The organism is Cognatundibacterium curvum (assembly GCF_014284235.1).
GTDB lineage: Bacteria > Pseudomonadota > Gammaproteobacteria > Burkholderiales > Burkholderiaceae_D > Undibacterium > Undibacterium curvum.
Window position 1 is genome coordinate 33,207 of record NZ_JACOGD010000006.1, and the last position, 12,979, is coordinate 46,185.

Annotated in this window: 9 protein-coding genes; 6 read left to right on the forward strand and 3 right to left on the reverse strand. The window is 54.1% G+C overall.

Annotated elements, in window-relative coordinates; translation table 11 throughout:
• A partial coding sequence (locus tag H8K43_RS12035) for a fibronectin type III domain-containing protein (protein WP_186904072.1) occupies window positions 1–6,425 on the reverse strand: 6,425 nt, incomplete at its 3' end.
• A 460-nt stretch (window positions 6,426–6,885) separates the two neighbouring features.
• Between H8K43_RS12035 and H8K43_RS12040 the strand changes: the two genes are divergently transcribed.
• The 6 genes from H8K43_RS12040 to H8K43_RS12065 all read left to right on the forward strand — a co-directional run bounded on the left by H8K43_RS12040 (window position 6,886) and on the right by H8K43_RS12065 (window position 10,162).
• Complete coding sequence (locus H8K43_RS12040; RefSeq protein ID WP_222611029.1) at window positions 6,886–7,422, forward strand: phage tail protein; 537 nt, start codon at window positions 6,886–6,888, stop codon at window positions 7,420–7,422.
• A gap of 10 nt (window positions 7,423–7,432) precedes the next feature.
• Entirely contained in the window at window positions 7,433–7,969 is a 537-nt protein-coding gene (locus H8K43_RS12045; protein ID WP_186904074.1) for a phage tail protein, read from the forward strand.
• A gap of 18 nt (window positions 7,970–7,987) precedes the next feature.
• Complete coding sequence (locus H8K43_RS12050; RefSeq protein ID WP_186904075.1) at window positions 7,988–8,497, forward strand: phage tail protein; 510 nt, start codon at window positions 7,988–7,990, stop codon at window positions 8,495–8,497.
• Between the two features lie 50 nt (window positions 8,498–8,547).
• Window positions 8,548–8,844 (forward strand): DUF6916 family protein, encoded by a 297-nt coding sequence (locus H8K43_RS12055; protein ID WP_186904076.1) that lies wholly within the window; start codon window positions 8,548–8,550, stop codon window positions 8,842–8,844.
• A gap of 3 nt (window positions 8,845–8,847) precedes the next feature.
• Window positions 8,848–9,345: a GNAT family N-acetyltransferase gene (locus H8K43_RS12060; protein ID WP_186904077.1), complete on the forward strand. Its 498-nt coding sequence runs from the start codon at window positions 8,848–8,850 to the stop codon at window positions 9,343–9,345.
• Window positions 9,346–9,487: 142 nt separating this feature from the next.
• Window positions 9,488–10,162 carry a Bax inhibitor-1/YccA family protein gene (locus tag H8K43_RS12065; RefSeq protein WP_186904078.1) on the forward strand — a complete coding sequence of 225 codons (675 nt, stop codon included), beginning with the start codon at window positions 9,488–9,490 and terminating at the stop codon, window positions 10,160–10,162.
• 53 nt (window positions 10,163–10,215) lie between these two features.
• Here the strand turns inward: H8K43_RS12065 and H8K43_RS12070 are convergent, their stop codons facing one another.
• Both H8K43_RS12070 and H8K43_RS12075 read right to left on the reverse strand, forming a co-directional pair.
• The gene (locus tag H8K43_RS12070) at window positions 10,216–10,563 is read right to left on the reverse strand and encodes a YkvA family protein (RefSeq protein ID WP_186904079.1); all 348 of its coding nucleotides are present in this window, start codon (window positions 10,561–10,563) and stop codon (window positions 10,216–10,218) included.
• 249 nt (window positions 10,564–10,812) lie between these two features.
• The gene (locus H8K43_RS12075) at window positions 10,813–12,864 is read right to left on the reverse strand and encodes a primosomal protein N' (RefSeq protein ID WP_186904080.1); all 2,052 of its coding nucleotides are present in this window, start codon (window positions 12,862–12,864) and stop codon (window positions 10,813–10,815) included.
• Window positions 12,865–12,979 lie beyond the last annotated feature (115 nt).

A 12,979-nucleotide genomic window follows, 5' to 3' on the forward strand; every position in this document is an offset into this window, starting at 1 on the left:
TGCGCATTGATGCCAGTTACTGCGGCTTGCGTTGCAGTGATCACCACGCTGCCTGCGGCTACCGGTGTTACTTTGCCTGTTGCATCAACCGTCGCTACAGCCGCATTGCTGCTGCTATAGCTGATCGCACCGTAGCTGCCACCGCTCAGGGTCGATGTCACGGCATTGTTCAGGCTATTGCCTAAAGTGATTTGCAGCGGACCTGCTTGTGTGAAGCTCAGCACTGGAACTGGCAAGGCATTCACGGTCAGGCTGTAAGTCTGAGTAGCCTGCGCATTGATGCCAGTTACTGCGGCTTGCGTTGCAGTGATCACCACGCTGCCTGCGGCTACCGGTGTTACTTTGCCTGTTGCATCAACCGTCGCTACAGCCGCATTGCTGCTGCTATAGCTGATCGCGCCGTAGCTGCCACCGCTCAAAGTCGATGTCACGGCATTGTTCAGGCTATTGCCTAAAGTGATTTGCAACGGACCTGCTTGTGTGAAGCTCAGCACTGGAACTGGCAAGGCATTCACGGTCAGGCTGTAAGTCTGAGTAGCCTGCGCATTGATGCCGGTCACTGCAGCTTGCGTCGCGGTGATCACCACGCTGCCTGCGGCAACTGGTGTCACTTTACCTGTTGCGTCAACCGTCGCTACAGCCGCATTGCTGCTGCTATAGCTGATCGCGCCGTAGCTGCCGCCGCTCAAAGTCGATGTCACGGCATTGTTCAGGCTATTGCCTAAAGTGATTTGCAACGGACCTGCTTGTGTGAAGCTCAGCACTGGAACTGGCAAGGCATTCACGGTCAGGCTGTAAGTCTGAGTAGCCTGCGCATTGATGCCAGTTACTGCGGCTTGCGTTGCAGTGATCACCACGCTGCCTGCGGCTACCGGTGTCACTTTGCCTGTTGCATCAACCGTCGCTACAGCCGCATTGCTGCTGCTATAGCTGATCGCGCCGTAGCTGCCACCGCTCAAAGTCGATGTCACCGCATTGTTCAGGCTATTGCCTAAAGTGATTTGCAACGGACCGGCCTGAGTGAAGCTCAGCACTGGAACTGGCAAGGCATTCACGGTCAGGCTGTAAGTCTGAGTAGCCTGCGCATTAATGCCGGTCACTGCCGCTTGGGTTGCAGTGATCACCACGCTGCCTGCGGCTACCGGTGTTACTTTGCCAGTTGCGTCAACCGTCGCTACAGCCGCATTGCTGCTGCTATAGCTGATCGCGCCGTAGCTGCCGCCGCTCAAAGTCGATGTCACGGCATTGTTCAGGCTATTGCCTAAAGTGATTTGCAACGGACCAGCCTGAGTGAAGCTCAAGACGGGGACTGGTGTTGCACCTACTGAGAACGAACGGCTAACCTGGCTTGCAGCTGTGTAGCTTGTATTACCACTCTGATCTGCAGTAATCGTACATGTACCCGCTGCGATCAGATTGACGCTGGAGCCGGTCACGGTACAAACCGGCAAAGTCACAGAGCTAAAGCTGACTGGCAAACCGGAACTGGCCGTTGCCGCCATATTCACCACACCGCCCACGACGCCATTGGCTGGCGCAGTGAAGCTGATCGTCTGGCTCGCTTTAGGTGTGATCGCACCGGATGCAGCCGATGCACTGCTGCTACCTGCGCTATTGCTTGCTTTAACCGTAAAGGTGTATGCGGTACCGTTAGTCAGACCGGTGACGCTAATTGGACTCGCTGTACCGGTGAACGTCGCGCCAGTCTCTACCACGGTAACGGTGTAGCCTGTGATTGATGCACCACCATTGGCTGCCGGGGCTGTGAAGCTGACGCTGGCAGATCCGTTGCCGGCTGTGGCACTGACACTGGTCGGTGCACCCGGGACCACGGCAGCAACCGCGAAGGTTTGCTGTACCTGAGTCGCTGCACTGTACGTGCCGTCACCTGCCTGATTTGCATTGATCGTACAGTTGCCTGTCGTCAGGAATGTTAAGGTACTGCCGGAGATAGTACACACGCCTGTCGTTGCACTAGTGAAGACCACGCTCAGACTGGAACTCGCTGTCGCGCTCAGGGTCGCGGTCGTACCAAAGTTCTGGCTGCCCGGATTCGCAAACGTGATGGTTTGTGCCTGTTTCGGCGTCACTGCTGTCGATGCACCTGAACTGACACTGGTACCCTTGCTGTTTGTCGCTTTAACAGTGAATGTATAAGCAGTACCGTTAGTTAAGCCCGTAACATTAATCGGGCTAGATGTACCACTGGCTGTCGCACCACCCGGACTGGCTGTCACGGTATAACCAGTAATGGCTGCACCACCATCCGAAGCCGGCGCAGAAAACGCAACGCTTGCCGATCCGCTACCCGGCGTTGCTGTCACGCTGGTCGGTGCATCCGGTGCAGTCTGAACAATAAATGTGATTGGCGCGGAAAACGCTCCGTCACCGTTCGCATTGTGTGCCCTAACAATGACCGAGTACTGCACACCCTTCGGATAACTGCTACGGAAGGCGGAGGATACCGTGCCTGTTCTGTTAATAACCGTAGGACCAACTGCAGGTCCGGAATTTTGTACAGTCGGATAAACACCAACAAAGTAATAATCGATTGGCGAACCACCATTAGAAGCCGGATCTGTCACGCTGATTGTCACCCCCCCGTTGGCATCTGCTGTCGCTACCACATTAGCAGGGATGCCAGGAACGGTTGAGGCTACCGTGAAACTTTGCGTCACCTGCGGCGCCGCACTGGTCGCGGCGTCACCTGCCTGATTTGCATTGATCGTACAGTTGCCTGTCGTCAGGACAGTTAAGGTATTGCCGGAGATAGTACACACGCCTGTCGTTGCACTGGTGAAGGCCACGCTCAGACCGGAACTCGCTGTCGCGCTCAGTGTCGCGGTCGTACCAAGGTTCTGGCTGCCCGGGTTATTAAAGGTGATCGTTTGTGTAGCTTTCGGAGTCACCGCTGTCGATGCGGTCGATGCTGTACCGGTACCTGCGCTGTTCGTCGCTTTGACGGTAAAGGTATACGCCGTACCGTTAGTCAGACCAGTCACGCTGATAGGACTTGCTGCGCCACTGAAGGTCGTTCCAGTTTCAACCACCGTCACGGTATAGCCGGTGATCGCCGCACCGCCATTCGATGCCGGTGCGCTAAAGCTCACGCTGGCTGTAGTATTACCTGCTGTGGCACTGACACTGGTCGGTGCACCCGGGACCACGGCAGTAATCGCAAAAGTTTGCTGTACCTGCGCCGCAGCGTTGTAACTGCCATTACCCGCCTGATTGGCGTTAATCGTACAGTTGCCGGTGGCAACCAGGCTCAGTGTACTGCCGCTGACTGTACACACGGCAGGCGTAGCGCTGCTGAAGGCGACACTCAGACCAGAGCTGGCGCTCGCCGTCAAGGTCGGCGTCGTGCCAAAGTTCTGGCTGCCGGGATTATTAAAGCTAATGGTCTGTACGGATTGTGGTGTGACCGCAGTCGTTGCACTGGATGCCGTGCCACTACCTGCGCTATTGGTCGCTTTGACGGTAAAGGTATACGCCGTACCGTTAGTCAGACCGGTCACGCTGATTGGACTTGCTGCGCCGCTGAAGGTCGTGCCGCCCGGACTCACTGTCACGGTATAGCCAGTGATGGCTGCGCCACCAGTGAAGGCCGGGGCGGTGAAGCTGACCGTCGCGGAGGTATTGCCTGCCGTCGCACTGGCAGCTGTCGGTACGCCTGGTGCGACAGCCGCAACCGCAAAGCTCTGTTGTACCTGCGCCGCAGCGCCGTAAGTGGCGTCACCTGCCTGATTGGCATTGATGCTACAAACCCCTGTTGTCACGAAAGTAAGCGTGCTGCCACTGACAGTACACACGCCGGTGGTGGCGCTGGTAAAAGTCACCGGCAAAGTCGAGCTGGCGGTTGCAGTCAGCGTTGGCGAGGTACCAAAGTTCTGGCTGCCTGGACTATTAAAAGTAATGCTCTGTGTCGCTTTCGGGGTCACCGCTGTCGATGCACTGGATGCTGTACCAGTACCTGCGCTATTAGTCGCTGTCACGGTAAAGGTATACGCCGTACCGTTAGTCAGACCGGTCACGCTGATTGGACTTGCTGCACCACTGAAGGTCGCGCCGCCCGGACTCACTGTCACGGTATAGCCGGTAATCGCTGCACCACCATTCGAGGCCGGTGCCGTAAAGCTCACGCTGGCTGTGGTATTACCTGCTGTTGCGCTCACGCCGCTTGGTGCGCCCGGTACCGTTTTTGGTGTCACCGCTGTTGAGGCGGTCGATGCCGTGCCAGTTCCTGCTGCATTATTCGCGGTTACAGTAAATGTATACGCGGTACCGTTATTCAGACCCGTCACATTGATCGGGCTGGACGTGCCGGTTGCTGTTGCGCCGCCAGGGCTGGCTGTGACGGTATAGCCGGTGATCGCTGCACCACCATTGGAGGCCGGTGCGCTAAAGCTGACTGCTGCCGATGCATCACCCGCTGTTGCGCTCACGCCGCTCGGTGCACCCGGTACGGTGTTGGGTGTGACTGCGGTCGTTGCACTGGATGCCGTGCCACTACCTGCGCTATTGGTCGCTTTGACGGTAAAGGTATACGCCGTACCGTTAGTCAGACCGGTCACGCTGATTGGACTTGCTGCGCCGCTGAAGGTCGTGCCGCCCGGACTCACTGTCACGGTATAGCCAGTGATGGCTGCGCCACCAGTGAAGGCCGGGGCGGTGAAGCTGACCGTCGCGGAGGTATTGCCTGCCGTCGCACTGGCAGCTGTCGGTACGCCTGGTACGACAGCCGCAACCGCAAAGCTCTGTTGTACCTGCGCCGCAGCGCCGTAAGTGGCGTCACCGGCCTGATTGGCATTGATGCTACAAACCCCTGTTGTCACGAAAGTCAGCGTGCTGCCACTGACAGTACACACGCCGGTGGTAGCGCTGGAAAAAGTCACCGGCAAAGTCGAGCTGGCGGTTGCAGTCAGCGTTGGCGTGCTACCAAAGTTCTGGCTGCCTGGACTATTAAAAGTAATGCTCTGTGTCGCTTTCGGAGTCACCGCTGTCGATGCGGTCGATGCTGTACCTGTACCTGCGCTGTTAGTCGCTTTGACGGTAAAGGTATACGCCGTACCGTTAGTCAGACCAGTCACGCTGATCGGACTTGCTGCGCCGCTGAAGGTCGCGCCAGTTTCAACCACCGTCACGGTATAGCCAGTGATCGCCGCACCACCATTCGAGGCCGGGGCCGTAAAGCTCACGCTGGCTGTGGTATTACCCGCTGTTGCCGTTGGCGCAGCCGGTGCACCCGGTACGACGGCGTTGACAGTAAAGCTTTGCTGTACCTGAGTTGCGGCTGCGAAGACGCTATTACCTGCCTGATTCGCATTGATCGTACAGGTACCTGCTGTCACGAAAGTCAATGTGCTGCCGCTGACAGTACACACGCCAGTGGTGGCGCTGCTGAAACTAACCGGTAAAAACGAGCTGGCTGTGGCGCTCAGTGTTGGTGTCGTACCAAAATTCTGGCTGCCTGGATTATTGAAAGTAATAGTCTGTACTGCCTTCGGTGTGACGGCCGTTGATGCGGCAGACGCCGTCCCGGTACCTGCGCTATTGGTCGCTTTGACGGTAAAGGTATAGGCCGTACCGTTAGTCAGTCCCGTCACATTGATAGGACTGCTGGCACCATTGAAGGTCGCTCCAGTCTCAACTACGGTTACGGTATAGCCGGTGATCGCTGAACCGCCATTCGAAGCAGGTGCACTGAAGCTCACGCTGGCAGTACCATTCCCCGCGGTCGCGGTTGGTGCAGCAGGCGCACCCGGTACGACGGCGTTGACAGTAAAGCTTTGCTGTACCTGCGTCGCGGCATTGTAACTGCCGTCGCCAGCCTGATTCGCATTGATGGTACAGGTACCCGCTGTCACGAAAGTCAAAGTGCTGCCGCTGACGGTACACACGCCAGTAGTGGCGCTGCTGAAAGTGACCGGCAAAGTCGAACTGGCGCTCGCGCTCAGCGTCGGCGTTGTACCGAAAGTCTTGGCACCGGGGTTATTAAAGGTAATGGTCTGGTTAGATTTCGGTGCAGACACGATCACTGTCACCGTAAAAGCACCGGTCCAGTTGCCACCCACATACTTATAGTAAGTAAACGTTTGATTGGTGGTCACATTCCCAATGGTGAATTCCAGGATATCGACATTTAGGTCTTCCTGATTCAGATATAAACTCGATCCGTTGCTGATAAGAGTTTGGTAGGGATCGTACGTGCCACTCACCGTAGAAATCCCCCGCCTGTTATTAGCATAGGTGCTATCAAGCGGATCGCAATTTGAATACTCGTTATTGTCGAACGGACGTTTATAGGTTGTCGCAGCACCCGATCCTGACTGAACCACCCCCGGATCGTTAGCGATATTGAATGTAATGCTACAAGCCGCCGCGGCATCGTTCACCGCCATCAGATTAAATAAAATCACCATCATGCATAAACACAAACAATGTGAAAATGACTTGAATAAGTGGACGGATCTGCGCAGGAGCTGACTCATAATCGGGTATCTCTCTATGACCAAAATAAGGGGAGACCTGGGACAAGAATTGGTACTGGCCAAAAGTTATGCCTTTAAGTAACTTTTAATTGTCCATTGGAAAATGCGATTTCACAATTTTTGACAATGCATATTATCCCTTGGTTTGGCAATGCTTCTGCGCTTAGCCAGGCAAAAATATTTCTTATTTACATGTTAAACACTTATCGTCTATGCAAAATACAGGAAAACACTGTGAATCCCGCACATCACGCTGACATGTCGAATTTTATTTTTTTGGGAAATGTTGTTTATTTGAACGTTTAGCAATCTGCGATTGACGCCACCCGTTTTTTTTTGAATGATCTCATTCAGAAATTGCAAATTTAAATATTTTTTACATTTGGGGGTCGATGTGGAGCCATTTATCGGAGAAATCAAACTCTGTCCATTCAAATTTGTCCCCAAAGGTTGGGCTTTATGTGATGGCTCACTGTTGCCAATCAACCAAAATTTAGCTTTATATGCATTACTGGGAATGACATACGGCGGTGAAGCCAACGTTAATTTTGCCTTGCCTGATCTGCGTGGAAGGACGCCGGTGCACAGGAGTAATACTAACCCTCAGTATCTGCTTGGCGCCAAGCTGGGTAGCGAGAGCGTGACATTGACTGCAAAGCAGGTGCCATCGCACAGTCATGTACTGAATGTGAGTAATGCAGCCGGAACCCAAATGATCCTAGGTTCAGGTACCAACATACTGGCAGCGGAGACAGGCGCTCGAAACAATACGGAGGTGACGCCTATCTATGCCAAAGCCGAGAATCTCATTCCGATGGCAGCAACGATGTGCAAACCCCAGGGTGATGGCAAAGCACACGATAATATGCAGCAATCCCTGGTATTAAATTACATCATTGCTATCGAGGGATTTTTCCCACCAAGAGAATAAGGAGCACAATATGGCTGATTCATTTTTGGGTGAAATTCGTATTTTTGCTGGAAATTATGCGCCTATCGATTGGGCGATTTGTGATGGAAGCAAGTTAAGTATTAGTGGCAATCAAGCCTTATTTAGCCTGATCGGCACGACTTTTGGCGGAGACGGTGTGACCGATTTTCAGATACCTGACCTCCGGTCCAGACTGCCTATAGGCATGGGAACCGGACCCGGACTCACTGCACGTGTGCTGGGACAGACCGTGGGTGCTGACACGGTGACTCTCACCGAGGCTCAGATGCCGGTACATACGCATACCATTTTCGGATCTGCCAACCCTGCGACTGACATCACACCAGGCAAGGACAGCACCTTGGGCAATACTAAAACCAATGCGCTGTTTTACTTTAAGCCCGATACAACATCGGCTGAAAATACCTTTGCCAGCGGCATGATGTCTACCAGCTGGGGTGGTTCGCAGGCTCACAACAATACCATGCCTAGCCTTGCACTGACTTACATCATTTCTTTGAATGGTGTTTACCCAACGCCAAATTAACTCTAAAGGCTTTTTATTATGGCTGATCCATTTCTTGGCGAGATCCGGGCATTCGGCTTCTCTTTTGCACCTCAGGACTGGGCGTATTGCTTTGGAAACACTATCTCCATCATGCAAAATCAAGCTTTGTACACCGTATTGCGTACGCAATATGGTGGGGATGGTAAAACTACGTTTAATTTGCCGAATTTGAGCGGCCTAGCGATACGCGGCCTGCAGGGTGATTTTGTCAACAAACCATCGGGCAGTGAAACCGTAGCACTAAGTTCCATGCAGGTTCCACCACACACCCATACCCTGACGGGCGTGAATGGCAGGGCTTCAGAAACCAAAGCAGCAGGTAATTTACCAGGTCAGTTCACCAAACCGACCAATGTCTACACGGTGGCCAGTGCCGATAAACTGACCCTGCCGACTACACTGGTTTCACCGTTTGAGGGAGGTACTGATCCCCACGAAAACCGTCAGCCTTTACTGGTACTGAATTTCTGTATCTGCTTGTATGGCGTTTACCCACTGCGACCATGACATGGCAAACTTGCTGATCTGGACAGACCAGCTTTTTTCTTCTTAAAAAAATGACTTTCTCCACTGAACTTTTCCGCCCCCATATAGGCAGCTACTTCGATATTTATTTTGATAATCAGCAGCAGCTCCGGCTGCTACTGCAGAGTGTCGATGATCATGGTCGTTCAGGGCAAGGCTATTATTCTTTTTCCCTGATGTTTTTTTGTGACGGAGAATATCAGTTAGTTCAAGATACCTACCCCCTACAACATCCTGTGCTGGGTGAGTTAAACATTTTTTTAGTTCCGATCGCACGCAAGGATCAGGGCATCTGTTATCAGGCCAGTTTCACCCTGAAAGTGGGCTAACCCGTGATACCACTGTTGAATCCCGATTTACAGCTGCGTTCCGTCAGCGATGCTGATCAGTCCTTTTTATTGGCACTGTATGGCTCGGTACGCGAACCTGAACTGGCGCAGACTGACTGGAGCACAGACCAGAAAAAAGCTTTTCTACAGAGTCAGTTCGCTGCACAATCCCAGGCTTACGCGCAATACAACAATAGCGATTTTTATATCGTCTGTTACCAGGGTCAGGACATTGGACGGCTATACCTGCAATACCGGTCCGATGCGGTGTCCATTGTGGATATCTCACTCATGAGCGACTATCGTTCGCAAGGTCTGGGCGGCAGTCTGCTGGCTTCTGTGATTGCGCTGGCAAATACCCGCCATCTGCCAGTGCAGATTCATGTGGAAAAATTCAATCCCGCGCTGAGCTTGTATCAAAGACTAGGCTTCCGTGCCATCAAGGACAAAGAAGTGTATCTGCAACTGGAACGGGCGGCAGACATCACTGAATATTTGTAATAAGATACACACAAGCCTCCGCCGCAAAAACCTGATGACATACGCTGTGCCAAACGTATGACAAGAAGGCATTCAGCGGCGAGGTACATTTTGCGTCCTTTCCGTATCAGATAACTCACTTAAAAAACTTATTGGAGTCCCTATGCAATTAGCTGGCAGCGAACATTCTTTCGGCGGCTCGCGTGAGCGCTTTATCGCGAAAGTATTTAATCATCTGGGCGGTGCTATCCTGGCCTTTACGGCGGTGGAAGTTCTGATTTTCAGCTCAGGCCTGTCGGTAGCGATTAACCAGGCCATGCGTGCACTGCCCTGGATCGCCATCATGGGTGCATTTATTCTGATCAGCTGGCTGGCCTCACGCGCAGCGCATCAGGTAGAAAGTCTGGCGGCACAATATGCAGCGCTGGGCGTGTTTATTGTGGCGGAAGCGATTATTTTCGTGCCGCTGCTGACCATCGCCAATCAGGTTGCACCAGGTGCGATTTCGAATGCAGGTCTGATCACGGTATTGGCCACGCTGGGTCTGGTCGGTATCGCTTATGTGTCCCGTAAAGATTTTTCTTTCCTGGGCAGCATATTGAAATGGGGTGGTCTGCTGGCACTGGTGACTATCCTGTGCGGCGCGATTTTCGGTTTTGAACTGGGTATGTTCTTCAGTATCGCGATGATCGGTCTGGCAGGTGGCGCGATTCTGTATGACGCATCCAACATCATTCATCATTATCCGGAAGACCGCTATGTCGGTGCGGCACTGGAATTGTTCGCGTCGGTGGCAATGATGTTCTGGTACGTACTGCGCCTGTTCCTGCGCCGTTAAGACGGTTTTATTCGCACCAAACAAGCCGCTGTCAGTCGCTGACAGTGGCTTTTTTATGTCAGGCTGTCCGGACCGCCAAACCATTTACGTAATTGCTCCCCGGCGCGCTGCTTCACTTCGTCATTGATGTAATAACCAACGGTGACCAGCGCTGCAGCCAGTACCCCCAGATCGTCGGTATAACCAACGCCGGGCAAGACATCAGGAATTGCGTCCAGTGGTGAAATAAAATAAGCCAGCGCACCGAAAATCGCGGTTTTGGCCCACACCGGGGTATCCGGCCTTTGCGCGGCGTAGTACAGGCACAGCGCTTTTTCCACTACCTCACGTCCTGCCTTGCTGGCAAAAGCGCGTAGCTTGGCCCAGAAACCGGCGTCGCTATAGGATTCAGCAGCTTTCATCGTGCACCTCGCTTATTCAAACTATAGTTTAGGACTGACGCAAAATTGTCCCGGCAAGGCTAAAAACCCTTTGGTGCTGTGGAAAACATCGCTGGTAAGCGATGTCCGTTTCGCCAGCAGGCAACATGTTGCCTGAAACCCTGGCTACACCTTGGCGACGCAGGCAGTACGCTTAGTACAAGGTGTGCAACTTGGAGCCATAACACAGCTGGGGCGGTTTTGCGTCAGTCCTATCAGTGGATAAGCCTATCATATATCAACAGGATCAATTTCCAGACTCCATTTGACGCGGCTCTTCCAGCTGCGTAACTCCGTAATCCAGAGCCGGGCAAATGCCTGTAATGCCGGGCGCGAGGCGGATTCGATCAATAACTGGGCGCGGTCACGATTCGCCACGCGTGTCATGGTCATAGGAATAGGATCATTGATGGTGATCATGGGATGCGGCATACAGGCGGCCGCCTGTTGCAGAAAGTCCAGCGCAGTTTGTAATTCACGCGCTTCCGCCCTCAGCAGCGCCTGGTACATATACGGCGGCAATTGCGCCTGTTCGCGCTCGGCCAGCATATCGGCCGCGAAATGGCGGTAATTGTGCGCCATCAGCGCGTGATACAGCGGATGATCAGGATAACGGGTCTGGACATAGACTTCAGACGCATTACCACCTTCGGCCTGAGCGCGGCGTCCGGCGCGGCCTGCGACCTGCATCAATTGTGCAAACAAGCGTTCGCTGGCACGGTAATCCTGAGAAAACAGGGCCGCATCCGGATTCAGTGCCGCTACCAGCGTCAGGCGCTGGAAATCATGGCCTTTGGCGACCATCTGGGTGCCGATCAGAATATCGACTTCACCTTCATGTACCCGTTCAAACGCGGCGGCGGCACTGCCTTTGAGGCGGGTAGAGTCGGCATCGATGCGGAATACCCGTGCCTCGGGGAACATGGCGGCCAGGGTTTCTTCCAGCCTTTGGGTACCGCGTCCCAGTGGTTGCAGATCGATATTGCCGCAAGTCGGACAAGCACGCGGTATGCGCTGCTCCAGACCGCAATGGTGGCAACGCAAGCGATGATCGCCTTTGTGCATGACCAGATTGGCGGTGCAGCGCGTGCACTGGCTGATCCAGCCACAGGCATCGCAGGACAACACCGGCGCATAGCCGCGCCGGTTCAGGAACAGCAAGGATTGCTCGCCCTTCTCCAGCCTGAGCCGGATGGCGGCGATCAGACGCTGGCTCAGGCCCTCGCTGGGTTTTTCTTTTTCCAGATTGATGATTTTAACGATGGGCAAGACAGCATCCTGTACCGCACGCTGACTGAGCTCCGACAACTGATAACGCCCATGCTGAACCGCATGCCAGCTTTCCAGCGAAGGGGTGGCCGAGCCCAGCAATACCGGTATCTGGCGCTGACGTGCACGCCAGACAGCGAGGTCGCGCGCCGAGTAGCGTAAGCCTTCCTGCTGTTTATACGAGGGGTCATGCTCTTCATCGACGATCAGCAACTGCAGATCTGGCAGCGAGGCAAAAATCGCCAGCCGGGTTCCCAGGATAATCCGCGCAGCACCAGTGTGTGCGGATAACCAGTGTAGCAGGCGCTCACCCTCAGCCAGACCGCTATGCAGCGTGGCCAGCATCAGGCCCGGAAAACGATGGCGGATATGGGTTTCAAACTGGGGGGTCAGATTGATTTCCGGAACCAGAATCAAGACCTGGGCGGTGGCCGACTGCGCCAGGATACGTGCGGCGGCCTGCAGATAGACTTCGGTTTTGCCACTGCCGGTGACGCCAAACAATAAGCGGGGCACAAAGCCCTGGCCCTCGGTCACAGCCGCCACTGCCGCAGCCTGTTCTGCATTCAGGCTGGCTTCCTGCTGCGCGACTGGTGCTGAAGCTGGGGCGGCAGTCAGTTTGCTGAGCTTTTTAAGTGCGCGATCCAGGGCGACGGTTTTGATCGCTTTCAGATTCTTGGGCAGCGAGGGTAACACTACCTCACCCAGCGGGCGTTGGTAATACTCTGCGGCAAAACGGGCTAAGGCCAGCCACTCCTCACCCAGCGGCGGCAACTGCGGCCGCACGGCCAGCACATCGCGGATTTTTTCGGCTGGCACCGTGGTTTCCTGCAGTATCTGCAGCACGATACCGGTGATTTGCTGGCTGCCAAACGGAATCAGCACCAGACTGCCGACGACTGGAACCGGCAACAAGGCGCCCGCCTCATCACGCAAGGAAAAACGATAATCAAAGAAACTGTCAAGCGGTGTATCGATCGCAACCCGCAAAAAGACTGGTGCCAACAAGCTCATTCCCGTGGTCCGGCCACGCTAAGTATTGGTTTCATAAGCAGTTTTTGAGATATCCACAATTTCTGTGGACAACTTTGTGGAGAAAGCCCTATTGACAAAGCCTGAGACCAGTAAC

Excerpts from the sequence above, each read along its gene's own strand:
- H8K43_RS12055 (WP_186904076.1), top strand. The coding sequence starts at position 8,548 with ATGACTTTCTCCACTGAACTTTTCCGCCCCCATATAGGCAGCTACTTC.
- H8K43_RS12070 (WP_186904079.1), bottom strand. The coding sequence starts at position 10,563 with ATGAAAGCTGCTGAATCCTATAGCGACGCCGGTTTCTGGGCCAAGCTA.
- H8K43_RS12050 (WP_186904075.1), top strand. The coding sequence starts at position 7,988 with ATGGCTGATCCATTTCTTGGCGAGATCCGGGCATTCGGCTTCTCTTTT.
- H8K43_RS12045 (WP_186904074.1), top strand. The coding sequence starts at position 7,433 with ATGGCTGATTCATTTTTGGGTGAAATTCGTATTTTTGCTGGAAATTAT.
- H8K43_RS12075 (WP_186904080.1), bottom strand. The coding sequence starts at position 12,864 with ATGAGCTTGTTGGCACCAGTCTTTTTGCGGGTTGCGATCGATACACCG.
- H8K43_RS12065 (WP_186904078.1), top strand. The coding sequence starts at position 9,488 with ATGCAATTAGCTGGCAGCGAACATTCTTTCGGCGGCTCGCGTGAGCGC.